Source organism: Aminipila terrae (genome assembly GCF_010120715.1).
Taxonomy (GTDB): Bacteria; Bacillota; Clostridia; order Peptostreptococcales; family Anaerovoracaceae; genus Aminipila; species Aminipila terrae.
Window position 1 is genome coordinate 1866816 of record NZ_CP047591.1, and the last position, 25933, is coordinate 1892748.

Here is a 25933-nt window from a genome sequence, read left to right on the forward strand (position 1 = left end):
ACCAACCGAATCAAAGGATACCTTGAATGAACTGCTTGAGGATAAAGTTGTTGAGCCAATTATGGAAGTTCTTGAGGAGGTATTAGGCGGACCGGTCAATATAAAGGATTATGATGCAAACTCAAAATCAAAAGAATATTTTATTGAAGATACAGAGGGATTAAAAAAATTGAGGGAATTGGTCAACAGTGGAACTAGCTTTGAAGGAAAAAGCATAAGCGTGACCAAAGAAATTAATTTGCAAAATGAAGAATGGATACCTATAGGCACGGCGGCAAACCCTTTTGGCGGAGTGTTTGATGGGGGCGACAAGAAAATAACTAACTTAAAAATCGAAACTTCAAGCTTGGAATATATCGGGCTTTTTGGATATATCAAAAAGGCAACTATTCAAAATGTAAAGACTGAAAAAGGTAGTATAGAGGGAAATACATCAGAAAAAAACTTATATGCAGGAGGCCTTGTAGGCTGTGCAGAAGAAAGTAAATTTGTTAATTGTGGTAATACAGTAAGTATTGTGACTTTAAATTCCATTATAGATGCCAGAAAAAATGAAACTCATACTGGAGGCCTTGTAGGGTGTGTAAAAAAGAGTGATTTTACGAATTGTAGTAACAATGGAAATATTACCTCTTCATCAGAAGCACAGAAAAACTTGACACATAAAGGAGGAACAGGAGGAATTGTAGGTTCCGTGGAAGAGGGTAGTTTTACAGATTGCATAAATACAGGAAGAATTGAAGGAGGCTGGAAGACTGAAAAAAGTATTAAAGATTATCCATCAGGAGGGATCGTTGGAAAAATTAAAAACGGCTTGCTAAGCCGTTGCCAAAATAATGGAACAATTCATATTACTGGTCAGAATATAGGAGGAATAGCAGGCAAGTCAGAAGTTGACCAAGATAAGCCTGCTCTGTTTAGTGAATGTAAAAACAAAGGGGAAGTGGATGTAAAAGGCAGATATGTTGGAGGAGTGATTGGACGAGGAGAAACCGTCGATATTACAGCTTGTGAGAACCAAAAAAATATACAGGGCGAAAGTTATATTGGAGGCATAATTGGTGATTTAAGCAAAAAATCCAGTATCAAAGAGAGTTGTAACAAGGGGGAATTAAAGCATTAAAAGATATAGCGGGTGGAATAGCTGGTTCTGCGGGACAGTGTAAAATTCTGAAGTGTCATAATGATGGAGTTGTCTCGGCAGTTAGCTATGCCGGAGGCGTGGCTGGACAAATTGTTTCCAGTGAAGTCAGCAATAATTATAATATTGGAAACATCAATGCAAGCAAGCAGAATGCAGGAGGCATTTTAGGAAAATACAGTGATAGTAAGCTTTCATCATGCTATAATGTGGGAAATATAGAATCAATAGGTTCAAAAGGAGGGATTGTTCCAAGTGCTTCTAGTAACGTTTTAAATTGCTATTTCCTAGAAAACTGTTTAGTAGGTCCAACAGATGCAAAGTATGCTATAAGTAAACCTAGCGATTCCTTTTCTATTGGAGAGGTTGCTTACCTTCTAAATACTCAAGTGGAAGGAAACCGTTCCGATATTTGGGGTCAAGACAAGGAATATCCTGTTTTTGCGGATAATGAACATCCTTTGGTATGCAAAGCCGTCTTAAAGATTAATAAGGCAGAAGAGCAAACTACTGGTGGTTCTGTCATGCTGGAAAACAGTACAGAATCGGGGCAATATCTGGTAAAGAAAAATCTTACAGTAAGAGTAAAACCAGATGAAGGCTTCTTTTTGAAGCTTCTTAGCTTAAATGATGGTAACGGAAATAAAGTAAATAAATCCAGAGAAGATCAAAGTGACGGAAGCATTATATTTACTTTTGAAAATCCAGGTAAAGATATAACTGCAGAAGCTACCTTTGAGAAAAAAGGTGAGAATGTTCCAGATGAACTGAATATTATCTGGGATTTAAATGGAGGGACTGTTACTAAGGGAACAATGCCTAAACGTATAAAATATGGTGCTGTTTTAAAGGAACCTTCAGTTGAAAAAAAGGGTTATACGCTTATGGGATGGTATGTTGGTGAGAATCCCCAACCAGAGAAAGAACAGTCTTATGATTTTGATAGTGTAGTGACTGGAAATCTTACCTTAACCGCCATATGGTGTGAAGATGCTTTATATGTAACTTTTGATCCTAACTATGATGGAGCTGAATCTGAAGAACCTACACGTTTTGCCTTTGGCGGGAAATTTCAGTTGAAAGAAATAAGTAGACCAGCTCCTGAAGGAATGGAATATAAGATGCTGGGCTGGTATACCGAAAAACAAGACAAACAAACAGGTACAGTCAAAGGAACAAAATGGGAAAAAGATCAGGAAATTACTCAGCGTGGAAATCTGACACTTTACGCAGCATGGGAAAATGTAGATTTATTTGAAAACAACACAATAGAGAATCCTTTTATTATTAAAAATGCGGAAACTTTAAAGGCATTGGCAGATAAAGTGAACAATGGAAACACAAAAGATGGATATAATTGCAAATATTTTAAATTAGGAGAGGATATTGATTTAAAAGAAATTCAACCATGGACACCGATTGGAACAGCAGAACATCCATTTCAGGGCTATTTTGATGGTGATTATCATATTATTTCCAATCTGAATATCAATAATCCGGAGCAGGATAATCAGGGCCTTTTCGGGTATGTGTTAGGTAACGGTCAGATTAGAAATTTGTGCTTAGAAGATGTAAATATACATGGAAAAAGCAATGTAGGTGGCATCATCGGAAAGATGGAGGATTGTATTCATAGTTTTAAAAATTTAGGAGTAATAAGTGGTACTATATCCGGAACGGCGAACGTAGGTGGCATCATCGGAAGTGCTATACAAAAAAATTATAACTGTAAAGAGCCGTATACTTTAATGTTTAATTCAGCTAATATAACAGCATCAAGCGGAGCAGTAGGAGGAATAGCAGGAAGCATAAATACGAAAAATACAGCAAATGGTTGCTTTAATACTGGGAAAATTTCTGGAGAACATGCAGGAGCCGTTTCTGGGACAGGGTATGCAGGTAATTCGGATTGTTATTATCTCGATACCAGTGTCACAAATCCTGTGGATCGAGAGAGTGCCCAAGCAAAAAATGCTGAGTTCTTTAAGAACGGAGAAGCAGCATATACGCTTGACCATGGAAGTCAATTGGCTCGCACAGAATATTGGAGTCAGGGTGAGAGCTTTCCCATTTTTGCTGACAGCGAGAATAAAGCGGTATATAAGCTATCACTGACACAAGGAGAAAATGGTACTATTACTATAAGCGGTTTAAATGACAAATCCTTTAGATATGTAAAAGCAAATACAAAGGTAGATGTTACAGTATCGGCAGATAATAACTGGCTTTTAAAGCAGTTAAAAGTAACAGAGATAAAAACGGGAAAGGCAGTAGAAACACAAATAAAGGCAGGTAGAATAACACAAGTATCTTTTAATATGCCTACGGCTAATGTGTATATAACACCCATATTTGCACCTAAAGGGGAAGGGAATCTTAACATAAAATATGATTTGGATGGTGGAGCTTGGGGAGATTATACGGATCCTTCAGCACAGATTCCTTTTGGTACAGTGCTTAAACAGCCTTCTGTCAATCCTCAGAAAACAGGTTATGATTTCCGAGGCTGGTATGTGGGAAATCAAAAATATAACTTTACAGAAGCGGTAACAGAGGATGTAACTTTAACCGCAAAGTGGAGTACCCACGGTAAATTCATTGTAAGTTTTAATCTAAACCGGGAAGGCTGGTCAAAGGAAGAAATACCAGAGCAGTTTAAGGATCAGGAGATTGAGCCAAATGGAAAGGTAAACAAACCTGAAAATCCAAAATGGGTGTATAAAGATAAACATACGGCGTATAAATTTTTGGGCTGGTATACAGAACCTGTAGGAGGAAAAGTATGGGATTTCTCTAGTAACGTCATAAAAGAGGATACGGTTCTTTATGCCCAGTGGAAAGAAGTAGATGCTATGTCAGCGGGAACTTTAGAAGAACCATGTATTATTGATTCTGTTGAAATGTTGCAGTATCTGGCGGAGTGCGTGAATGAAGGCAATAGTTATAAAGGCTGTTATTTCTGTTTAATGTCAGATTTGGATTTAAAGGATATTCCTTCATGGACACCAATCGGAACCGAATCCGCTCCTTTTTCAGGACACTTTGATGGAAATGGTCATGTTATTCAAAATCTGACTATTAGTGAAAAAACAGATTATGCAGGTTTGTTCGGTAACATAAGCTTTGCTGAGGTGAAGAATTTAACTTTAAATGAAGTAAAGATTGAAGGCGGAAATTACGTTGGTGGGATTGCAGGAAAGGCAGAAGAGAGTTCACAAGATGGTCTCTGTGGCAGTCTTTTAAATTTAAGGGTCGATGGAACTATAACAGGAACAAATCAAGTTGGCGGTATTGCAGGAGCTATAGGTGGAGTTAGTCTTTCAAGCTCGAACTTCAGTGGAACTGTAAAAGGTACCAATCAAGTTGGTGGCCTTACGGGAGCCGCAGGCAAAAGCGATTTCTTGGGATCCAACTTTAGTGGAACAGTAACTGGTGCAAATCAAGTTGGCGGTATTGCAGGAGAGACTTATGGGGGAAAGCTGAATGATTGCAAAGTCAGTGGAAGCATAAAAGGAGAAGATAAAGTAGGCGGGATTTCTGGAAAAATAAGTTTTTACGAAAACAAACAGCAGGTTGAAAACTATGGAGCTAACATAGAAAACTGTTCCAATGAGGCAAATGTTGCAGGCTCCAATTATGTAGGCGGTCTGGCTGGATACGGTGAAGATATTAGAAATGTATATAAAGTTTATAATCAAGGAACCATTTCCGGACAGGATTTAACGGGTGGCCTTCTAGGACGGCTTTCACAAGGTGCTGTAAATGAAAAGGAATTTATTGTTTCCCTTTGCTACAATACGGGAAAGGTAAAGAGCACTGCCTCCGAAGCAAAGGGGGTAGGGGATTAATTGGAGTCCAAGAGAATCCTGAAAAGATTAAGGTAAATGATTCGTATAATGCTGGTATAATCGAAGCTCCGTCTACAGTAAATGTAGGAGGCATTGCAGGGACCAATTTCAAAAACATTACAAATTGTTACTATCTAGCATCGGGAAAGTCCTTTGCAGATGCGGCTTATAGTAAAGCCATGAAGCTGGAGGACTTTGAAAGTGGGCGAGCAGCCTATCTGATGGATGGTGGAACAGGAGTACATAGTAATGTATGGGGTCAAGGCATAGAACATCCGGTTTTTGCAGATGAAACACATCCTTCAGTGTATGAAATTAGTCTAAGCGTAACTGGAGCCGGTATTGTTTCAGGTGCAGGTTTGAAAGATGGGGTCAATTATAAGTCTTTTAAAGGAGAACAGACCATTGAAGTAAAACCGTCAGAAAATCATATCATCAGTTTGTTTGAAGTTGTAGATACAGCAGGAAAGGTACTTTACAGCGGTAGCGGAAAGGAATCTTTGCATTATCAATTGCCAAGTGGAAAGTCTATGAATATTCGTGTAGCTTTTTCTGAAAAGGCGAATAAGAAATTTACAGTAACCTTTGACTTTAGAGGAGGAAAAATTGACAATCAGGAAATGCTGAAAAAAACAGAAATATCATTTGGAACTAAAGCATTAGATTTAAAGCCTCCTAAAAATCCAATCAAAGAAATCGAAGGTAAGCAATATGCTTTCGTAGGATGGTATATGGACACAGAATTGAATACAGCATTTAATTTTGAGACTTTGATTACTGAGAATACAACTATTTATGCAAAATACAAAGAAAAAACAACTATTCGATTTAACCTGAACGGACCAAAGGCAGGAGATGGGGCAAGCACTACTCCTCCAGAGCAGAAGCTTATTATAGGAGATAAAGTAACTAAACCTGAAAATCCAACATGGGGGCCTGCAAAGGATCAAAAAGACATTGAACAGTCTCATGTTTTCTTGGGTTGGTCAACGGATCCGGTCAGATGGATGGAATGGAACTTTAATGAACCTTTAAAGGAAGAAGAAGAGGGAAAAACTATTACTCTGTATGCTCACTGGAAGACTACTTATAATATAGAAGATGAGAAACTAAAAGACATAACGGATGTAGGGCTGTTTGAGAAACTGGCAGAAAATGTACGGAATGGGGAGAGTTATTTAGGTAAAAAGCTGAACTTGGGTGAGAATATCACATTGGACGGCTGGACTCGATCTATTGGAAGCCAAAGCTGTCCATTTGAAGGGAGATTTGACGGCAATGGACACACAATAACCGTTAAAGATGGAAACATGCCATTATTCGGATATATTGGGCAAAATGGGAGCCTTAATAATGTGACCGTTTCAGGAAACATGAGGGCAAAAGACACTGATACCTTTGGTGGACTGGTAAACACTAACAACGGAGTAATTAAGAGCTGCCATGCTAAGAATTTAATTATTGACGGAGATAATGCTAAGGCAGTAGGAGGAATTGCGGGACAAACCATAGGTTATTTAAAAGATTGTACAGTGGACGGAAGCAGTCGCATTTCGGGTCAGAATGCTGTTGGAGGTGTAGTAGGAATTATAAGCATAGGTGGAGTACCGGTAAGTAACTGTAAAAATGCAGGAGAGGTAATCAGTGAAAATGGTATTGCAGGTGGTATAATAGGATTCAATAAGGAAGGTTGGGATAATCAGGAGGGAACTCAAATCCAAAATTCTATCAACAGTGGGAAAATCCAGGGCGCCCAGCAGGCCGGTGGGATTATGGGAATTATTACTGTTCCACTTACATTGGATAACTGTGAAAATACGGGAAGTATTTCTTCTGAACATGGAGACTCTGGTGGTATAGTAGGGTTCTACAGAGGAAAAAATCTAACACCAGGGCAAAGATCTATTTTGTCCTGTGAAAATAGCGGCGAAGTTACAGGATATAATAATGTGGGAGGAATTACAGGAGGAATTCATGAGGGTCATATATTGATTGATCATTGCAAAAATAATGGCAAGATTGTCGGTAACAGTTCTGCTTCAGTTGTTGGAGGTATGTTGGGAATAGCTGAAGATAAGCGTTTGGTGACAATATCTGAATGTATAAACATGGGGGAAGTAGTTTCAACAGGAAGTTATGCTGCGGGAATATTAGGACGTAAAGTAGATATAGGTGGCAAGATATCTAAATGCAGCAATACTGGAGCTGTAACCTGTAACGGGACAGCCTGCGGGATTGCGGGAGTAGGACTTGAAAAAATTGAAAACTCTTATAGTGTTGGAAAACTTACTGGTTCCACAGCCTATGGAATTTGCAGCAGCTACGGTCGAGCAGACACACCTACCACCATTGAAAACTGCTACTGGTACAACAAAGACAGCAAAGTGGATGGACTGTGCAACGACGTAACAGGTGTAACCCTTAAAAACAGTTATTATTACAGTCCAGAGATTGTAGGAAGCAGAACCTTTGGTCTTCTTGGGGCCCTGATGGGAACAGAAGAAGCACTTTCGGAAAAAGGTGTATCCTTGTCCGGAGATAATCCAGAGCCGGTGGCTCAGTCGAAAAAAGCATTTACAGGAGGAAAGATTGCCTACTTGTTAGATGGTGGAAATCAGATACCTCACAAGAATGTATGGACACAGGGGGATGAGTATCCTGTGTTCGGAAAGGGAAATGACTCAGTATATAAAGTTACCATAAGCTCTAAGCCAGGTGGTGTAGCTGCTATCAAGGGAGAAACCAATACAGCTTATGTGGCACAGGGCAAACAGGTAGAAGTTTCTGTTACACCAGATTCGGCAACAGAAACAGCTAAATATGAACTGGATTCTTTAACCCTGGAAGGAAAAGGAACCCTCTCTGGAAGCAGCCTCACATTAGCAGATGGAAATGCCATGCTCACCGCAAACTTTAAGCTGGCGGAAGTGAAGCCAGAACCAAAACCAGAACCCAAGCCAGATAATAAATCCGGCAAGGGTGGACATGGAAAAGGGAGCGGCAACGGAAACGGAAATGGAACTGGCGATGGTAATGATGATTTCGGAACGGCCGGTGAAGGCGGCGGAACAGGCGATGGAATTGGAACTGGCAGTGACAGCGGCAATCATGAAGGTGCTCATGGAAACGGAGATAAGACTACGGTAACCAATCCAACCTCTATAGCAGGTGGAGAAGGAAAAATGGCGGATACCCTTTTAGGAGCAGAGCAGGGAGAAAAGAATCAGGTTGAAGTGGAGGAAACCATTAAGGCTTCAGGTGGTTCTACGGAAGGAGGACATTTTGGAGACGGAGCCACGAACGAAAAAGCCAGTCTGACTATTTTCCAGATTGTGAAAAAAACAGCACAGGAAAACCCATGGATAACTACTTTTATTGTAGTAATGATTATTACAATCTTAGTGGGGGGCGCAGTCAGCAGATATAAAAAGTATAGAAAAGAAAATTAATAAAAGAAAGAGGCCTCCTGACCGATGTATTAATCCACATCGGCCAGGAGGCCTTTTGTCGGGTTGGGTTCTAAAAGGGTTTTATATATTTTTAACGGCCTTGTATCCAAGACCCCTTACTGTCTCTATGGTAAACTCAGGGTATTTTTCGAATCTTTTTCTTAGCCTGTTGATATGAACATTTACGGTGTAATCTGTGGATTCGGATTCCATTCCCCAGATTTCATCCATCAGCTGGATACGGGTAAATATTTTGTTAGGGTAGGCCAATAATTTATATAGAAGATAAAATTCTTTCTGGGGTAATGTCTGGGTTTCACTGCCTTTTGATACAGTCAGTGCATCATAGTCCAGCACCACTTCACCGATGGTAAGTTTATGGTCATTAACAATCTGAGCCCGCCTCAGAAGTGCTTTAATCCGGAGAAGCATTTCTTCTTCATCCACAGGTTTTGTCATATAATCATCGGTACCGACGATGAAGCCTTTTCGTTTGTCTGCAGGCATTTGTTTTGCTGTGACCATTAAAATAGGTAAATCATAACCGGAAGCCCTTAATTCTTCTGTGAGTTCATAACCATCCATATTGGGCATCATCACGTCCAGTATGATGATATCTATATGTTCGGAATCTAAAACTTCTAAAGCCTGAAGCCCATCTGAGGCAGTAAAGGCAAGATATCCATTTGAAGATAAAACAGCCTTCATTAGTTTTCTTGTATTTGTATCATCTTCTACAACTAAAATGCGAAACATTATACCACCTCCTGTTCTCTTCATTTTACAATAAAACACTTTTATTACCAATAAGTATTATTGAATTCCTTTTATCATAAAACACAAATATTAATTGAAGATAAACTTTTAAAAATTTATTTTCAGTTAATATTACTTTTGTACAATAGTGTATATAAAAGTAAGGGAGAACATCAGAATGAGAAAAAAATATATTATGTGGATATTAACCATATGCATGGTAGCTTCAATGTCCAGCACTGCAGTGGCTTTTGCCGAGACAACAGGCAGTGGGGTAACACAGGCTGAAACCACTCAGGCAGCCATAAAACTTGAAAAAATCAGTTTATCTTTAGAGGATGTTTATAAACAGCTTGAAAACAGTAAAACAATGGAGCTCATAAAACTACAGAAGCAAAGTGATGAAAGCGTAGCAAAGGGATACAGTGAAACATCAAGTAGTTTAAGACAAATGGAGAAGTCAGATGCCATCATTGCGGGATTTGATACTTCCAATAAAAAAGTGGTTGAAAAAAGGCGAGATTTTGCAAATTCCATGCTTGCAGCAAACAATGAAGCAAGAGTTAATGGGCTGAAGCAGGATGCTTTCCAAAAATATTATACCCTAAAAAATACAGAGACTCAGGTCCAGATTGCCAATGAAGGCTTGACACTGAAAAAGAACTTTTTAGAAACAACAAAAAGAAAATATCAGGTGGGTATGGCATCCAAAAGTGAAGTGGACAATGCAGAAAATGAAGTTAAAAGTGCAGAGGCTCAATTAGAAGCCCTGAAAAACAGCTTGCAGCAGTTGAAATCAAATTTTAACTCTTATTTAGGATATGACATTTCTCAGGAAGTGGTTTTGACAGATGTAATACAGGAAATAGTCCTTCCAAAAACAAATTTATCTGATGCCATTGCTTCTGCTCTGAAAAACAGAAATGAAATGAAGGAAGCCTCCTATATGGTTGAACTGTCACAGCTGAATTTTAACAGCTATAAGGCTTATCCCAGCAGCTCTTCCAAGTACATATCAGCTAAGACACAGCTTTTAAATGCTGAAATCGCAAAACAGAACAAGCCCACAGATATGGAACTTGATGTGAGAAAAAAATATGATTCCATGATGGATTCGTATAACGCAGTACAGACAGGGAAGAAAACTCTAAAGAGCGCAGAAGATACATTAAACACCGCAACAAGAAAATATAACTTAGGAATGGTGACCATAACGGATGTACAGCAGGCCCAGCTGGGGTTAAACAGCGCAAAATTAAGTCAGGCAAATGCACTGCTCAATTATAATTTATCCGTTGAAAATTACAATTTATCCATGGGAGTGGGAACAAGCCCAGCCAACTTATAGAAAAAGGACTAAAAAAATAAGATGTCAGTATTTATTAACTGGTATCTTATTTTTTTCTTTTGAGCAGAGTTAGTTTGGAAGAATCACCGTAAATGCTGTTCCTACACCAACTTCGCTTTGTATTTTTATTTCTCCCTGATGAAGTTTTACAATTTTATTTACAATAGCCAGTCCCAACCCATTTCCTTCCGTAGAGTGTGAGTGATCACCCTGATAGAATTTATCGAAAATATGTTTCTGACTTTCCTCCTCCATACCATAACCGTTGTCCAACACTTTAAAAGTAATATCTTTTTCTGAAGATTTGAGTTTGATTTTTATCTTCCCTTGGTCGGGAGAAAACTTAATGGCATTGTCTATAAGATTAATCCATATTTGATTTAAAAGATCCTCATCCCCAGTGTAAGAAATATCATCTAAATCGATAATCATTTCTAACTTTTTATCAGACCATTTGGATTCAAGCATTAACACACAGCGACGAATTTGCTCAGACAAATCGAATTCTGATTTTGATGAAATAATATTGAGATTTTCTACAGCAGTCAGAGTTAATACGTTAGTTGCCAGTTCTGATAAACGGTCAGATTCACTGATGATGATATCCAGATATTCGTTTCTTTCTTCTTCAGATAAACCGGGATCCTTCAAAATTTTAGCAAATCCCCTGAGTGAAACAATGGGTGTTTTAAACTCATGGGAAAAATTGTTTACAAAGTCAGAACGAAGCATTTCCAGACTGCCCAGCTCTTCAACCATTCGGTTAAAACTCTTGGCAAAGACATTAAATTCTTCAATGGAAGATATGGGAAGTCTCACGGTGAAATCACCATTGGAGACTTTATTAAAAGCCTTTACTATGTTACGGATGGGTTTTAACGGAATTCTGCTTAAAAATGCTGTTAATGTAGTACCCACAATAGTGCTGCTTATGACCAGAACCATAAGCGGACCTAATATAGTTGGTCCTGTTATCTCACTTAAAAATCCGTGTTTAAACATAAAGACTATAGTAAAAGCCACAATACTCATGGTTAGCAGCAGAACTATAAAAACATGAAGGGATAAAATTAATGCCAGGGCCTTTTTACCCAGGTTAAAAAAGATTCTGGACCTAAGCCGGATTAATCGGTTTTCCATGCTGAATACCACCTTTATTTAAGATTAATGTGATTTTATCATAGTTTTATTACGAAAACATAAACAAAATTATTTTTTATTAACTAATTTTTAAAATTTACCAATTAGTTTATGTTCAGTTTCTAATTATATCTTATTGTAGTATGTGTGGCAGACCAGAGCCAAATTTTGTTATTAAGTTACCCGCTAAAATACAGAAATCCGTTTTTGTTCTGGCTGCCATTTTTCATTTAACAAAAGCTATAGAAAAGAGCTAAAGGAAGGGAGTCCATATGAAAGGCAAACTAAAAGGCAAGATGAAAATAGTCATCATTGCTTCAGTAATAATTGTGATTGCTGCAGTAATTGTGCCAAGAATACTTGGGGCAAATCAGTCAGAATATGAGGAATCTACACCTCCCACAGTAGAAATCGTTCATCCGAAAACAGGAAATATTGAATTAAAAAGTTCACTTATAGGAAAAATTGAACCTTCTAAAGTTGAAGAGGTTTATCCAAAGATATCGGGAGAAGTGACCAGTGTAAGGGTGAAAGCTGGGCAGAATGTTTCTGCAGGACAGGTAATATGCACAATTGATAATAAGCAGCTGGAAACTGCCAGTATCGGTATGCAGTCAAACCAGATAACCTTATCTGATGCAAAGACTGCTATGACCAGGGCAGAAGCCTTATACGCCAGTGGAGATATTTCCACACAAAGTTACGAAGATACGAAAAATGCATTATCTAAAGCACAGCTGGCCTATGAATCAGCATCCAATGAATATAATAACCAGTCCGGTTACAGCACCATTACCGCATCAACCAGTGGTCTGGTTGAGTCCTGTGATGTGGAAGTTTATGATAATGTAGGTCCACAGACTAAACTTTGTGTTATTTCCGGGGGCAGCGATAAAGTAGTTTCTTTTGACGCCACAGAAAGAATAACAAAGAACATGAAAGTGGGAGACAAGTTATCTGTTGAAAAAGGGGGAACAAAATATGAAGGAACAATCAGCGAAATCAGCACCATGGTAGATCAGACCTCCGGATTATTCAGGATAAAAGCAACCCTTGATAAAAAGGCAGCTCTGGCCACAGGAACTTCTGCCACCGTAAATGTCATCTCTGAAAGGGTTGATAATGTAATGACCATACCAGCAGATGCAGTTTATTACGAAAATGGAAAAGCGCTTGTTTATACATATGAAAATGGAAAAGCCCGAAAAGTATTTATTGAAGTAGGCATATCCGATGATAAAAACATTCAGGTGATTTCAGGTTTGAGTAACTCGGATAAAGTGATATCCACATGGAGTTCAGAACTTTACGAGGGGGCATCAGTAAATGGGGTTAACTAAATTTGTATTGAAGCGACCTGTAACAGCTGTTTTATGTGTTCTCTGTCTGGTAGTATTTGGACTGTCTTCCGTAGCCAGCAGTACATTAGAGGAAACTCCGGAAATGAACATGCCAATCATGCTGATAAGTACCATTTATGCAGGTGCAAGTCCGGACGATATAGACGAACTGGTATCACAACCTATAGAAGACGCGGTAGATACTTTAAGTGGATTAGACAAGGTAACTTCTACTTCCAATGAGAATAGTTCCATCGTAATGATTCAGTACGAATATGGTACGGATATGGATGAAGCGTATATCGATTTAAAAAAGAAAATTGACGGGATTGCAGATAAATTGCCAGAGGATGCAAAGACTCCTAATATTATGGAACTGAACATCAATGATACAGCAGTTGTAACCATGTCAGTCAGTAATAAAGCCCAGACTAATCTTTATGATTATGTGGATAAAAAGATTGTACCTGAATTTGAGAAAATAAGTTCCGTAGCCAGTGCAGACATTTCAGGAGGTCGGGCATCTTATGTGAAGATTGAACTCAATTCAGAAAAGTTAAATCAGTATGGATTGAAAATGAGCGATGTGTCTCAGGCTATTGCAAGTGGAGACTTTTCATATCCTGCAGGAACTACGAAGACAGGGAAAATGCAATATTCCGTTACCACAGGAGCAGATTATGATGATGTAGAAAGTCTCAAGGGGATTCCAATAAATGTAGCAAATGGCAGTGTGGTACAGCTCCAGGATGTGGCAATCGTATATGAGGCGTTGCAAGATCAAAGCAGTATCAGCAGATATAATGGAAAAGACACCATCTCCGTGGCCATTAAGAAGCAACAGAGCAGCAGTGCAGTAGAGGTTTCCAACGAAGTCAGAAAAGTAGTGGAAAGGCTGGAAAATTCAGATAAAAATCTGGATATTATTGTAGTCAGTGATTCTAAAGATAATATCATGGATTCCCTGAACTCTGTATTTGAGACTTTGATTCTGGCGGTTATTATTTCCATGGGGGTAATTTACCTCTTTTTCGGGGATATAAAAGCCTCGCTGATAGTAGGAACCTCTATACCAATATCCATCTTTGCGGCCCTTATAATGATGAACTTTCTAGGGTTCTCATTAAATGTCATCACCATGGGGGCATTGGTTCTCGGGGTAGGGCTGATGGTAGACAACTCAATCGTTGTTTTGGAAAGCTGCTTCCGGTCTATTAACTCCATTCCAAACGAAGAGTATGATTCGGGATATATAGAGGCAGCCAATAAGGGAAGTTTATTGAGCAGAAGTTTTAAAACAGCTGCTATAGAAGGAACTAAAACAGTATATCTGTCAGTTTTTGCTTCCACCGCGACTATTTGCGTTGTATTTCTTCCTTTAGCCTTTTTATCTGGTCTAACCGGACAGATGTTTAAGCCTCTGGGATTTACCATTGTATTTTGTATGGTGGCTTCATTCTTCTCCGCTATCAGCATAGTACCTCTTTGTTACTATATGTATAGACCTCAGGAGAAGACAAATGCACCAGCCCAGAAGGCTATAAGAACTTTACAGATAAAATACCGTAAAATGATGAGAGTAATATTGCCGAAGCGTAAAGCAGCAATAATTGCTTCAGTGGCTATTTTAGCCATTTCATTCACCATAGCGGCACAGCTTGCGGTGGAACTTATCCCCGCTGGTGATGATGGCTCTGTTGCCGTATCCATAGAAACACGACCTGGGCTGAGTATAGAAAAAGTGGATGATGTCCTGAAGGAAGTAGAGAAAGTTGTTTCAGGAGATAAAAACGTAAAGTCATATATGGTTACTTATGGGGGAGGCGGTCTCTCTCTGGAAGGTAACTCAGGAGCAACACTAACTGCATATCTGAAAGATAAAGTAAAAGATTCCAAAGTGGTAATGAATTCATGGAAGCCTTCTATGAATGCTATAAAAAACTGTAACATTACCATGAAGGTAGGTTCCTCTACATCAATGATGCAGGACAGTGACGGATATGAACTGATTTTAAAGAGCACTCAGTATGATGATTTAAAGCAGGCTTCGGATAAAGTGGTTAAAGAGTTGAAGACAAGGCCAGAAGTGACAAAAGTGCATTCAAGTCTGGAAAACGCAGCTCCAGTAGTCAAAATCTCCGTTGACTCAGTACAGGCCAAAGCAGAAGGCTTATCCCCAATGATGATTGGTCAGACTGTAAATAATATGCTGAGTGGAGTAAAAGCTACTACCATGAAAGTAAATGGAGAGGATACGGATGTTAAGGTTGAATTTGCAGATGGAGAATATGATACACTGGATAAAGTCCAGGGCATAGTACTTTCTGATGGAAAGGGCGGGTCTGTGGCATTGGCTGATGTAGCAGATATCCATTTTCAGGACAGTCCAAGCTCCATTACAAGAGAGGATAAGCAATATACGGTAACCATCAAAGCAGACTATACCGATAAGGCTGGTAAGGACACAAAAGAAGTACTGAATAAGGAAGTAGCGGGAAAATATATGACGGGAAGTGTATCCCTGGGGGTTAATTCCATTAATGATACTATGGGTAAAGAATTCGCATCCTTAGGAAAGGCTATTGCAACTGCAATATTTCTTCTGTTTGTGGTTATGGCTGCACAGTTTGAATCGCCAAGGTTTTCTCTGATGATTATGACGGCTATACCGCTGGCGTTAATCGGTTCATTCCTGTTATTGTTCCTGTTTAATATATCAATAAGTATGACTTCCTTGCTGGGATTCCTGATGCTGGTAGGTAATGTTGTAAATCACGGAATTCTGTACGTGGATACGGCAAGGCAGTACAGAGAAGAAATGCCTCTTGAGAAGGCTCTGATTGAAGCAGGGGTAACCCGTATGAGGCCTATTGTAATGACTGCTCTGACTGCTGTAGTAGCTATGATTCCACTGGCTCGTGATGGACAAATGATGCAGGGGCTGGCTCTAGTAAACATAGGAGGAGTTATTTCATCAACAGTATTGTCAATGATATTACTTCCTGTATATTATTCCATGATGTACAGAAAGAAGAAGCGAAAACAAGACATTTTACGTGAACAGGATGTAGCTGTAGAAATATAAAGATCTAAAAAGGGGCTGTTGCAAAATGAACCGCTCCCTGAGATGCTCTCTTCTAGGCAGACAAGTGAAATAATAAAATAACTTGTTGCTTAGGAGGGAGCACATAATCCCTTTTTTCTCCTCTACGTGTTTACATATATACGAGACAGACTTTTATATCTAAATACAAATTGATTTTTATTGTATATACTGTTGAGTGCTACCGTAATTATAATTTTTACTTAAATTTCGGTAGCTTTTTGCATCTTTACCCGTTAGTTTTGACACATAGTTAGCTTTTTTATTGAAATGGCTACCATAAAGTTTCAACTTTCATAAAATACGGTAGGATTTGACTAAAATGCTACCGAGGATTTTGTGTTTTTATAGTTATAAGAGAAAAAACTTATTCCCTTATAATGGCGTTGTCCCACTTCATCAAATTAAAATCTTTAGTCATAAAATCCCGGCAAATTGGCATTTGTTAAAAAGAACATGGCCTATTTATGTTTTTCATTCTCATATTCGGAATTTGGTGACCGAAATTTGGCTGCCTAATTGCCCTAATTAGCTTTAAGAAAAGGGGCTGATGCAAAATGACTGATATTTCAGCTATGGAGCAACGGCTCCTTTTTATAGGGACAAAGCTATATTTTATAGAATGACAAAAAATGACAATAATAGGCTTAATACCTAATTTAACTTGACATTTCTGCATAATCAAATAGAATATTTAACAGAGGTCTAGTATTGTAGCATTATTTTTACGAGGAGTTTATATATGGATGTTTCTTTAATTATTGGTATAGGGTTTGCCCTTGTTTCTCTGCTCACTGGATTTTTGCTGGAGGGTGGCAAATTACTTTCCCTTCTTCTTTTAAGTCCGATTATTATTGTACTGGGGGTACCATAGGTGCTGTTATAGCTTCCTTCTCCTTTGGTGATATACAGCAGGCATTTAAAACATTAAAGAGAACATTTAATCCTAAAGCAAATGGTGATCCCGAAGAAATCATACAGACTATTGCAAGACTTTCTGATATATGCAGAAGAGACGGTCTGAATTCCATAGAAGAATCATTAAAAGATCCGGAACTGAGTGGGGATCAGTATCTTCTTTTAAAAGAAGGAATGATTCTTATTTTAGAAAGAAAAAGCATCGAGGAGATTCAATATATTTTAGATGCGGATATCCGGGCGTATGTGGCGCAGAAGCAAGTGGAGATTAATGTTTTTGAATCTGCTGGGGGATTTTCTCCTACCTTGGGTATTATAGGAACCGTTCTGGGGCTTATTCAGGTTTTATCAAATTTCAGCAGCCCGGAAGAACTTACTTCTTCCATAGCGGTAGCTTTTGTTGCTACTTTATATGGCGTATCTTTTGCAAATCTTATATATTTTCCCATGGCAAATAAGATTAAAGTTTATTTGAAGCGCCAGAGGATTTTGAAAGAGATGATTTTAGATGGGGTATGTATGATTGCGAAAGGTGCCTTGAGCAGAAGCGTAAAAAATGAACTGTCCCTTTATTACAATGCTTTTCCTGATGGAAACGAGAAATATATAGAGAACATTGAAAGTTAGTTAAATTAAAATTAGAGAACAGTTGGAAGTATACTATGAGGAAAAGATCATCATATGAGGAAGAAGAAAAAGGAAATAATGACAGATGGCTGCTTACATATTCTGATATGATTACACTGCTGCTTGCACTGTTTATCATTATGTATTCTATGAGCACAATCAACGCAGCTAAATTTAAGGCTGTGGCAGAAAATATGGGGCAGGCATTAAATAACCCAAAAGCTGCGGAAACTTCTGCCAAGACCAACAAAGCTAAACATCAAGCCACCGATATGCAAAAGCTTGCTAAAGAAGTTAATAATTATATTAAGAAGAATAATTTGCAGGCTCAGGTAGAAGTAACGGGGACAGAATCTTATGTTAAAATAGATTTAAAGGATTCTTTATTGTTTATACCGGACAGTGAACAGCTGATTAATGGAAACAGTGAAGTGCTATTGGGACTGAAAGATTTAATGCTGGAGTATTATTCTCAGTTTACACATATTTTAATCAGAGGACATACGGCCTTTGTACCTGGAACCAATGAGCAGTTCTCCTGGGAACTATCTTCCAACAGAGCTCTTACAGTTGTAAATTACTTGACAGCAAATGGAATGGCTGCAGATAAGTTCTCCATAGAAGGCTGTTCTCATTACAGCCCTGCAGCAAACAATGACACGGAGGAAGGTAGAGCCAAAAACAGAAGAGTGGAGCTTTACATTACCAAATAAGTATCGTGGACATTAATTTTAATATAGAATATAAAAAACCCCTTTCATTAGACTTTAGTGTCCCATTTGTCGTAGCACACTATTGTCCGGTAAAGGGGTTTATTTATTACTAGCTGTTTTTTAAGTATTCGATTTCTTTTGGGGTGAGTTTGCGATAATGACCCAGCATCAGTCTCCCTAAGTGCAACTCACCAATTGCAGTCCGTTCCAGTTCCTGGACTTTGTTTCCTACTGCAGCAAACATTTTTCTTACCTGACGGTTTTTTCCCTCATAAATCTGGATTTCTACTATTGTTGATCGTTCGGCCTGTTTGATTACTTTTACATTGGCCTTTGAAGTAACAAAACCTCCAATATCAACCCCATTTTTAAGTCTGGCTATTTTCTCATTGGAAAGGATGCCAGAAACTCGTGCCCGGTAAGTTTTGTAAATATGGTGTTTTGGATGTGTCAGCTTGTATGCCATGTCTCCGTCATTGGTCATGAGCAGCATACCTGATGTGTTATAATCCAGTCTGCCCACAGAAAACAATCGGGCATCTATGTCCTTAACTAAATCCTGCACAGTGGGACGCCCTTTTTCATCGTTGGAAGAGGTGATATATCCCAAGGGCTTATTTAGCATGATGTAAACTGGTTTCTGTGCGGCATAATCAATTCTGCGGCCATTAACTTCAACCACATCCCCATCTTTCACGTCATATCCCAGTTCTTTAACTACCAATCCATTTATTTTAACATTTCCATTAGCAGTGAATTCGTCAGCCTTACGTCTGCTGGCAAGACCTGCCTGTGCAATATATTTGTTCAGTCTCATGATTATAATTTCTCCTATATATCCTAACTAATAGTATGGAGGTAGTATATCAAAAAAATACATAAAAGTCCAGTTAACTGATTGTAAGCTGGACTTTTAAGAAATGGGTAAACTGTATAAAAGAAATTGTCAATGATAAGATCCTATAAAAGCTGGCTCTGCTTTTTTAACAGCCTGAATACAGCCATTTATAGTATATAGATTATATGCACTTAATTCTTCTTTTGTAAGGTCTGTGTGTACAATAACCTTACCTGAATTATCTTTGATAATAGTTATCATAATCAAATCCCCCTAACTTTTATTTTATATAAACCGCATTGCTCTAACTAATTACTACGTTATTATAATAAAGCGATAAAACAAAAAAGTCAAGAGGTATTTCGATTTTATTAAAAATTTAAGTATTGTTCAAAATACTAATATATTTATGGTATAATTTAAATACTAATTTTTAACTGGAGGCCTTTATAAAATATGATGAAGCAGGTTCAGAAAAGAATCATCATACTGGCTTTATTAGCCGGGGAAATTATGATGAAAAGCGGTGCAGAAATATACAGAGTAGAAGATACGATAACCAGGATTTGCAGAGCATGTAATATCCCATATGTAGAAGTTTTTGTCACTCCCACAGGGATTTTTCTGTCTCTGGATAAAGGTGGCGATGACAGTGAAATGTTCACCTTTATTAAAAGAATAAAAGGAACGGGGACAGATTTGGGTAAAATCTCAGAAGTGAATCAGTTTTCCAGAGACTTTGTGAGCACGGACTTATCTATTGAAGATGGGATGAAACGGTTGAAACAGATAGCACAGAGCAAACCCTATTATCTCTGGCTGCGGATTTTGGGCGCAGCTTTTGCCTGTGCATTTTTCTGCCTGATGTTTAAAGGCACCATAAAAGATTTTCCCTGCGCTTTTGTCATAGGTGCTGCCAGTTATTTACTGTCAGTCAGTTTTGAACAGTTTGAGACCAATTATTTTATAAAAGGGTTTTGCTGTACGGCATTTGCCGCCTTTCTGGCCCTCATCTGTGCGGCCACTGGTCTGGGAGACAACTCAGGCCCTATTACCATTGGAGCTCTTATGCTTTTTGTCCCGGGAGTAGCCATTACCAATGCCATCAGAGACTTTCTTGCCAGTGATATGCTGTCGGGATTAGCCAGAGCTGCTGAAGCGTTTTTTGTAGCTATTTCACTGGCTACCGGAGCTGGTGTTGTGATGAGATTGTGGGTGCTGCTTGGGGGTAATATTATATGACATACTTTTTACAGTTTATATTTGGATTTGTATCCACTGTGGGTTTTGCTATATTATTTCACGTTCCTAAAAGGAATATCTTTATGTCCAGCCTGGTGGGTGGCGTAGGCTGGGTAGTTTTTGCCTACTGCCGCAATGACTATGGTGGAGCTTTACTGGGCTGCTTCCTGGCATCCTGTGTGGTAGGCCTGCTGGCGGGTATATTTTCAAGAGTATATAAGGAAACGGCTACAGTATACACTATTCCAGGGATTATACCTTTGGTACCTGGGGCAGGTATGTATTACACTACTTTGTATCTGATAAATGGGGAACTGTCAAAGGCTGCCACTACAGGCACCCAGACCCTTCTTATGGCAGGAAGTATTTCTGTGGGACTACTTGTAGTGGGATCCTTTTTTAAAATGCATTATACATTGACAGGGAAATTTAAAAGAATAATCAAAAAAACATAGAAAAGATATGGTATAATTATATTATCTTCATCTTCAAATTTGGAGGAATCACTAATGAAAAGTATTTTAGTTGTGGATGACAGCCAGTTCAATTTAATGGTTGTGCAAAAAGCATTAGAAAAAGATTACGAAGTTAATACACGGCTGAATGGGATAGAAGGCATTAAGTTCGCAAAAAATAATCCTGTAGATTTAATTTTACTTGATATAGATATGCCAGAGCTCAACGGAATTGACACCATAAAAATTATGAAAAAAGATTCCAGACTTGCAAGAACCCCCATTATATTTCTAACAGGTTTGTCCAATCATGAAGTTGAAAGAATCTGTTTGGATTTAGGTGCCAGAGACTTCATTACCAAACCTTTTAATGAGCCAGTTATGCTTCAGAGAATTAAAATGGTCCTTGAGTTAGAGGATTTAAGAAAAAACCTTGAGAGACAGGTTCGGTATAAAACCGATGAGTTAGAGAAACTTACAGCAAAAATTATCACTACCTTTGCCAATAGCATAGACCCCATTACAGAATTGTGGAGCAGAATGTACATTGAAGAAAAAGTAAACGCTGCAATCGGTCAGTTCTCACTTACTGGTGCACTGGCTGTATTGGACATAGATAACTTCAGGCTGATTAATGACGCATTAGGGTACGAACAGGGTAATGCATGTCTGAAAACTGTAGGAAATGCAATTATTAATACCATTAAAGAACCCGAAATAGCAGGAAGAGCTTTTGCAGATGAATTTTTGATATATCTGCCCAAGGTTAATACGAAGGAAGAAGCAGAAATCAGGATTAAAGAGATTTTTAAAGAAGCGGCCTCTCTGCTTGAAAAAAATAAATTTTATGGAATTACTTTATCTGCAGGTCTTGCTATGACCATTGAAGCAGGTGAAAATTTTAATTCTCTTTACTATAGTGCTGAAAAAGTTTTACACGGTATAAAGCTTAATGGCAAAAACAACATCGGATTCTGCAACCAGAAGGAAGAATAATATGGGAAACGGGGACAATTTAAGAACACCCTTAAGCAGACCTCTTAAAATAGGCGCTCTGGAAGCTAAAAACAGATTCTGCATTCAGCCTATGGAGTGTGGGAACGGAGACTTTAAGGGCAGATTCACAGAAAATACCTTAAAAAGATATGAAAATCTGTTTCGTGGAGGAGCAGGTGTAATTGTCATGGAATCCGTCACTCTGCAATATGAAAGCAGGGCAAGGGAGAACCAGTTACTCCTGGATATGGAAGACTCTGACAATCGAAAAATGTGGGAGCACTTTGTTAAGGACATGAAAACAAAATATCCGGAGCCTGTATTTATTGTTCAGCTGAACCATTCAGGAGAACTTTCGGATACAGCCTTTTCAAAGAGAGTCTGTGTGAAACCCAGAAAGGAATATGGCGGTGAACTGATAGATGCGGATTATGTAGATAAAACCATAAAGCAATACGTAGAAGCCGCCAGGTTTCTTTATGATATAGGTTGTGATGGTGTTGATTTAAAGTTTTGTCACGGTTATTTGGGGGCGCAGATTTTAAGGCCATATAATGACAGAGTCTGGAAGTATGGTGGCTCTTGGGAAAAACGCAGCCGTTTTGCTTTTGATATGTGTGAAAAGATAAGGAAGGCTGTTAACAATCCTAAATTTCTTATTGGCGCAAAGGTATCCGTGTATGAAGGCATTGCAGGAGGACAGGGGCATGCAGGTGCAGGGAAGGAAGAAATTAATCTGTCCGAAACCTTTGCATTATGCAGAGGTCTGGAGGAACGAGGTGCCAGCTTTTTTATTGAAACTCTGGGTAATGCTGAAACAGCAGGCTGGGAATTGATGTGCCCCAATAAGAACACCGGTGAAAATGTTTATAAACATATGGCTATGGCTTCCAACCTGAAAGCAGGGCTTAAATCAGAAACAGTAGTTATCTGCAGCGGCCTTTCTTTATTAGCTGAGGGAAAATATAATGAAAATCATCAGATCCCCTCTGTGGAAAATAGCTTATTTCATTGGGGAAATTGTTGTGTAGGAAGAGGCAGTTTTGATATGGTAGCTTTGGGAAGGCAGTCATTGGCTGACCCATTCCTTCCTGAAAAATATCTGGAAGGTCGTGAAAGCGACATCCACTGGTGCTGGTGCTGTGATGGCTGCGGAAGGCTGCTGGCCCAACAGGAGCCTGTGAAATGTATCGTTTATAATAAGTAGAAAATCATTCAGGACATTAGGCCCAAGCTATATTTTTTCTACTTTAACTAAAACTTCTGTAACAAAGAAGTCTGAGTTCTGTGTGGTCCAATAGTCTAAAAGGAATCGCTCATAAGATTCTTCATCGCAGGCGTACTGGTTCATTGAAGCCCACTGGTAAATCTTCTGATAGGCCTCCTCAATGGTTTCATGAGGTCCCATATGATAGCATGAAGCGAAAACCTGACCACCAAAGGTTTTGGTGTGGTTTTCAGAGGCCACTTTTAAGACAGGTTTCTGCATGACCGTTACTTTAGTTTTTTCACCCTTCAATTTCTCATTGATGGAAGGAAAGTTCAGGATAATTACACCGGCAGCTTCATTTCCAATAGATTCTATATAGTTGGTAAAATCAATATTTATAATGGCCTCTTTGTAATTGTAGTTAAAATTTTGTTCCATACAGCAAAATATACTGGGCTCAACGTACTTTACGGATACCTGACGCACATCATTTTTTCTGATTAACTCTGCTTCAGTAATAAGCTGCAGCCAGCCTTCAATAGCTGCATACTTTTTATAGATGTCTTTATTAATTTCTTTTAGTTCATCAAATTTTTTCTTAAACAGTTTTTCATGTATCATAAAAGAGTTTTCATCTACAATTTCTTTTATTTCTTCAAGTGAAAATCCCATTTGCTTATAATATTTAATAACTGGGATATAAGCTAAAGATTCTTTGCTGTAAAATCTGTAATTGTTTTCTCCATGTTTGTCTGGACAAATTAATCCAATTTTATCATAGAAGCGTAAAGTATTTGCAGGAATGTTACAGATTTTGCTAACTTCTCCCACCGAATAATACTCTTTGGTATTTTTCATAATAAAACCCTCAAAACTTAAATAAATTTAATTAGTATTATAGCATATGCGTTTTATCTCTGTTAATTAATTTTTTGCAAAAAATTAAAAGCACCCTATGCTAAGGTCGACTACATAGGATGCTTTTAACTTGAACGAAGTTTTTTGGTTAGTAGTATCATCAACTATAGTATAAAGTATTCCCTAATGTATAAGGTCAAGGGTTTTTTTAAAAATATTATTAAAAATTTATTGGAAATTTGTAAATAAAAAAGTCATTTATTATAAAATAATTAGTCGATAAACATATTAATTTGTTGAAAAACTTTTAATCCTTTTTCAAATTTACAGAATCAGTAAATTATAAAACATTACCCTAGGATGAAGGTTTTTAAGGCAAATTTCTATAATTTAGAAATTTTTACTTGACAGGAAAAAGTAAAATACGTACTATGTAAGTAAGTACTTACTTACATAGGAGGTTAATCATGATGTTTGAAAATATTCATCCAACTAAGTTATCAATTCTGCAGGCAGCAGTAGAAGTATTTGGTCAAAAAGGTTTTAATGGAGCCACAACAAAAGAAATTGCAAAAGCCGCTGGCATTTCAGAGGCCACCATTTTCAGGCATTTCGCAAATAAAACGGAAGTGCTCTATGAAATAGTTAACAGTGTAGTGCCTACCATAGGTGTTGAGACACTGGAAAAGACTATAGAAGAATGCAAAACCCTTGATGCAAGAGAAGCGTTACAGCGTCTTATGCAGAACCGGTTTGAAACAATCAGTCAGTCAAAAGTGTTTATGCGTATAATCTTCACAGAGATTAAGTATGATGAAAAGTTGCGGGATCTGTATCTAAATAGGGTATATGAGCCTATTTGTGCAATTTTAAAGGATTTTATAATAACGAGAATGGAGAAGGGGGAGTTCAGAAAAATAAATCCGGAGATCGTAGTGAATATGTTTATGTCCTATATATTTTTTTCCGTGGAAACAGAAAATTTATTAAAAGATGTTGAACACCACAGTTTTCTAGATCAGGCATCGGCCATAGATTTTACGAATTTACTCTTTGATGGAATAAAGGAAAGTGGTAACAATGAATAAAATAAAAAAATATGCCTTACTACTCTTTTTAGTCCTTTTTCTGCTGACTGGGTGTGTATCTGCCAGACAGGAGGCTAAAATTATTGACTCTGGACAAAAGAACGAGGATCAGAGCCTGAATGAAGATGCCAAAGGGGATCTAACCGGACGGGCGGAGGCAGGAGAGAGGGTTATTGTAATGTCAAAGGCAACGGGTAAAGCTGAGGCTGTACTGGTTGACGTTGGCTCAGAAGTAAAACAAGGGCAGACATTACTCCAGCTGGATTCCAGAGAACTTCAGGCCGGTATTGATGCCGCACGAGCCACAGTTGACAATGCCAATGTTTCTTATAAATATGCTTTAGATAATGAACAGCGGGCCAGGAAACTGAAGGACGAAGGGGCTATGAGTATTGCTGATTATGATAATGGGTATGCCAGTGTTCTGGAACGGGCGGAAAGTGCAGTAAATCTTGCTCAGGCATCTTTGCAAAAGGCACAACTTGCGTATAACGACTGCACCATTACAGCGCCTCTGGAAGGTACTATAACGGAGTGCAATGTAGAAGCAGGTGAACTGGTAAGTCCCCAGGTGAAAGCGTTTACTATTGTCAATTTAAATCAGATTAAAATTGAACTTCTGGTTAATGAAAAGAAAATAAATTCCTTAAAAACGGGGCAGAAATGTGAAGTTACCTTGGCAGCTCTGCCGGGACAGGTTTTTTCCGGAAGTATTGCTGACATTTCTGATGCAATGAATGCTGCTTCTAAAGCCTATCCTGTACAAATTACTGTGGAGAATCCGAACCACGTAATAAAAGACGGTATGTTTGCAAAAGTAAATTTATCTGCAGGTCAGAAAATCACAGGAGGTGAAGAATAAG

General features: G+C 38.3%; 20 protein-coding genes. 15 read left to right on the forward strand and 5 right to left on the reverse strand.

The genetic code is table 11. The features are described from left to right. Positions 1–22: 22 nt before the first annotated feature. From Ami3637_RS08925 to Ami3637_RS08935, 3 genes are all read left to right on the forward strand, one after another. Positions 23–1123 carry a hypothetical protein gene (locus tag Ami3637_RS08925; protein WP_162362263.1) on the forward strand — a complete coding sequence of 367 codons (1101 nt, stop codon included), beginning with the start codon at positions 23–25 and terminating at the stop codon, positions 1121–1123. Positions 1124–1221: 98 nt separating this feature from the next. Further along, positions 1222–4989 carry an InlB B-repeat-containing protein gene (locus Ami3637_RS08930; RefSeq protein ID WP_162362264.1) on the forward strand — a complete coding sequence of 1256 codons (3768 nt, stop codon included), beginning with the start codon at positions 1222–1224 and terminating at the stop codon, positions 4987–4989. Further along, the gene (locus tag Ami3637_RS08935; protein ID WP_162362265.1) at positions 4929–8438 is read left to right on the forward strand and encodes an InlB B-repeat-containing protein; all 3510 of its coding nucleotides are present in this window, start codon (positions 4929–4931) and stop codon (positions 8436–8438) included. Before Ami3637_RS08930 ends, Ami3637_RS08935 begins: the two co-directional genes overlap by 61 nt. 81 nt (positions 8439–8519) lie before the next feature. On the opposite strand, the gene Ami3637_RS08940 is transcribed toward Ami3637_RS08935, so the two are convergent. Beyond that, a complete protein-coding gene (locus Ami3637_RS08940) occupies positions 8520–9194 on the reverse strand; it encodes a response regulator transcription factor (protein WP_162362266.1) in 675 nt (224 codons plus the stop codon). Positions 9195–9372: 178 nt separating this feature from the next. Between Ami3637_RS08940 and Ami3637_RS08945 the strand changes: the two genes are divergently transcribed. Further along, a complete protein-coding gene (locus tag Ami3637_RS08945) occupies positions 9373–10542 on the forward strand; it encodes a TolC family protein (protein ID WP_162362267.1) in 1170 nt (389 codons plus the stop codon). Between the two features lie 69 nt (positions 10543–10611). On the opposite strand, the gene Ami3637_RS08950 is transcribed toward Ami3637_RS08945, so the two are convergent. Beyond that, the gene (locus Ami3637_RS08950; RefSeq protein WP_162362268.1) at positions 10612–11682 is read right to left on the reverse strand and encodes a sensor histidine kinase; all 1071 of its coding nucleotides are present in this window, start codon (positions 11680–11682) and stop codon (positions 10612–10614) included. 272 nt (positions 11683–11954) lie between these two features. Here Ami3637_RS08950 and Ami3637_RS08955 point away from each other — a divergent pair, with 272 nt between their 5' ends. From Ami3637_RS08955 to Ami3637_RS08970, 5 genes are all read left to right on the forward strand, one after another. Beyond that, positions 11955–13022: an efflux RND transporter periplasmic adaptor subunit gene (locus Ami3637_RS08955; RefSeq protein WP_162362269.1), complete on the forward strand. Its 1068-nt coding sequence runs from the start codon at positions 11955–11957 to the stop codon at positions 13020–13022. After that, a complete protein-coding gene (locus Ami3637_RS08960) occupies positions 13009–16107 on the forward strand; it encodes an efflux RND transporter permease subunit (RefSeq protein ID WP_162362270.1) in 3099 nt (1032 codons plus the stop codon). Before Ami3637_RS08955 ends, Ami3637_RS08960 begins: the two co-directional genes overlap by 14 nt. Positions 16108–16867: 760 nt before the next feature. Beyond that, positions 16868–16999, forward strand: coding sequence for a hypothetical protein (locus Ami3637_RS17890; RefSeq protein ID WP_279286658.1), 132 nt, complete (start codon positions 16868–16870; stop codon positions 16997–16999). Positions 17000–17217: 218 nt separating this feature from the next. After that, positions 17218–17670 carry a MotA/TolQ/ExbB proton channel family protein gene (locus tag Ami3637_RS17445; RefSeq protein WP_243157974.1) on the forward strand — a complete coding sequence of 151 codons (453 nt, stop codon included), beginning with the start codon at positions 17218–17220 and terminating at the stop codon, positions 17668–17670. A gap of 35 nt (positions 17671–17705) precedes the next feature. Then, complete coding sequence (locus Ami3637_RS08970; RefSeq protein ID WP_162362271.1) at positions 17706–18383, forward strand: OmpA/MotB family protein; 678 nt, start codon at positions 17706–17708, stop codon at positions 18381–18383. A gap of 109 nt (positions 18384–18492) precedes the next feature. On the opposite strand, the gene Ami3637_RS08975 is transcribed toward Ami3637_RS08970, so the two are convergent. Both Ami3637_RS08975 and Ami3637_RS08980 read right to left on the reverse strand, forming a co-directional pair. Next, positions 18493–19200 (reverse strand): pseudouridine synthase, encoded by a 708-nt coding sequence (locus Ami3637_RS08975; RefSeq protein WP_279286659.1) that lies wholly within the window; start codon positions 19198–19200, stop codon positions 18493–18495. Between the two features lie 129 nt (positions 19201–19329). Further along, the gene (locus Ami3637_RS08980) at positions 19330–19482 is read right to left on the reverse strand and encodes a hypothetical protein (RefSeq protein ID WP_162362272.1); all 153 of its coding nucleotides are present in this window, start codon (positions 19480–19482) and stop codon (positions 19330–19332) included. Positions 19483–19677: 195 nt separating this feature from the next. Between Ami3637_RS08980 and Ami3637_RS08985 the strand changes: the two genes are divergently transcribed. Genes Ami3637_RS08985 through Ami3637_RS09000 form a run of 4 tightly spaced genes read left to right on the forward strand, consistent with a single transcriptional unit; the run spans position 19678 to position 23121 of the window. Next, the gene (locus Ami3637_RS08985; RefSeq protein ID WP_162362273.1) at positions 19678–20463 is read left to right on the forward strand and encodes a threonine/serine exporter family protein; all 786 of its coding nucleotides are present in this window, start codon (positions 19678–19680) and stop codon (positions 20461–20463) included. After that, a complete protein-coding gene (locus tag Ami3637_RS08990; RefSeq protein WP_162362274.1) occupies positions 20460–20918 on the forward strand; it encodes a threonine/serine exporter family protein in 459 nt (152 codons plus the stop codon). Before Ami3637_RS08985 ends, Ami3637_RS08990 begins: the two co-directional genes overlap by 4 nt. Positions 20919–20972: 54 nt before the next feature. Beyond that, the gene (locus tag Ami3637_RS08995) at positions 20973–21914 is read left to right on the forward strand and encodes a GGDEF domain-containing response regulator (RefSeq protein ID WP_162362275.1); all 942 of its coding nucleotides are present in this window, start codon (positions 20973–20975) and stop codon (positions 21912–21914) included. Beyond that, the gene (locus tag Ami3637_RS09000) at positions 21871–23121 is read left to right on the forward strand and encodes an oxidoreductase (protein ID WP_162362276.1); all 1251 of its coding nucleotides are present in this window, start codon (positions 21871–21873) and stop codon (positions 23119–23121) included. The genes Ami3637_RS08995 and Ami3637_RS09000 overlap by 44 nt, the downstream gene beginning before the upstream one ends. Before the next feature lie 27 nt (positions 23122–23148). On the opposite strand, the gene Ami3637_RS09005 is transcribed toward Ami3637_RS09000, so the two are convergent. Continuing rightward, positions 23149–23982, reverse strand: coding sequence for a MerR family transcriptional regulator (locus Ami3637_RS09005; RefSeq protein WP_162362277.1), 834 nt, complete (start codon positions 23980–23982; stop codon positions 23149–23151). Between the two features lie 467 nt (positions 23983–24449). On the opposite strand from Ami3637_RS09005, the gene Ami3637_RS09010 reads away from it, so the two are divergent. After that, on the forward strand, positions 24450–25070 hold the full coding sequence (locus tag Ami3637_RS09010) for a TetR/AcrR family transcriptional regulator (RefSeq protein ID WP_162362278.1): 621 nt from the start codon (positions 24450–24452) through the stop codon (positions 25068–25070). Further along, a complete protein-coding gene (locus tag Ami3637_RS09015; RefSeq protein WP_162362279.1) occupies positions 25063–25932 on the forward strand; it encodes an efflux RND transporter periplasmic adaptor subunit in 870 nt (289 codons plus the stop codon). Before Ami3637_RS09010 ends, Ami3637_RS09015 begins: the two co-directional genes overlap by 8 nt. The last annotated feature ends 1 nt before the right edge of the window (position 25933 follow it).

Bases quoted from the DNA above. Each gene is read 5' to 3' on its own strand.
- Ami3637_RS08980 (WP_162362272.1), bottom strand. From the start codon at position 19,482: ATGATAACTATTATCAAAGATAATTCAGGTAAGGTTATTGTACACACA.
- Ami3637_RS08995 (WP_162362275.1), top strand. From the start codon at position 20,973: ATGAAAAGTATTTTAGTTGTGGATGACAGCCAGTTCAATTTAATGGTT.
- Ami3637_RS08990 (WP_162362274.1), top strand. From the start codon at position 20,460: ATGACATACTTTTTACAGTTTATATTTGGATTTGTATCCACTGTGGGT.
- Ami3637_RS08960 (WP_162362270.1), top strand. From the start codon at position 13,009: ATGGGGTTAACTAAATTTGTATTGAAGCGACCTGTAACAGCTGTTTTA.
- Ami3637_RS09005 (WP_162362277.1), bottom strand. From the start codon at position 23,982: ATGAAAAATACCAAAGAGTATTATTCGGTGGGAGAAGTTAGCAAAATC.
- Ami3637_RS08950 (WP_162362268.1), bottom strand. From the start codon at position 11,682: ATGGAAAACCGATTAATCCGGCTTAGGTCCAGAATCTTTTTTAACCTG.
- Ami3637_RS17890 (WP_279286658.1), top strand. From the start codon at position 16,868: ATGGATGTTTCTTTAATTATTGGTATAGGGTTTGCCCTTGTTTCTCTG.
- Ami3637_RS08985 (WP_162362273.1), top strand. From the start codon at position 19,678: ATGATGAAGCAGGTTCAGAAAAGAATCATCATACTGGCTTTATTAGCC.
- Ami3637_RS08975 (WP_279286659.1), bottom strand. From the start codon at position 19,200: ATGAGACTGAACAAATATATTGCACAGGCAGGTCTTGCCAGCAGACGT.
- Ami3637_RS09015 (WP_162362279.1), top strand. From the start codon at position 25,063: ATGAATAAAATAAAAAAATATGCCTTACTACTCTTTTTAGTCCTTTTT.
- Ami3637_RS08945 (WP_162362267.1), top strand. From the start codon at position 9,373: ATGAGAAAAAAATATATTATGTGGATATTAACCATATGCATGGTAGCT.
- Ami3637_RS08940 (WP_162362266.1), bottom strand. From the start codon at position 9,194: ATGTTTCGCATTTTAGTTGTAGAAGATGATACAAATACAAGAAAACTA.
- Ami3637_RS17445 (WP_243157974.1), top strand. From the start codon at position 17,218: ATGATTCTTATTTTAGAAAGAAAAAGCATCGAGGAGATTCAATATATT.
- Ami3637_RS09010 (WP_162362278.1), top strand. From the start codon at position 24,450: ATGATGTTTGAAAATATTCATCCAACTAAGTTATCAATTCTGCAGGCA.
- Ami3637_RS08970 (WP_162362271.1), top strand. From the start codon at position 17,706: ATGAGGAAAAGATCATCATATGAGGAAGAAGAAAAAGGAAATAATGAC.
- Ami3637_RS08955 (WP_162362269.1), top strand. From the start codon at position 11,955: ATGAAAGGCAAACTAAAAGGCAAGATGAAAATAGTCATCATTGCTTCA.
- Ami3637_RS09000 (WP_162362276.1), top strand. From the start codon at position 21,871: ATGGCAAAAACAACATCGGATTCTGCAACCAGAAGGAAGAATAATATG.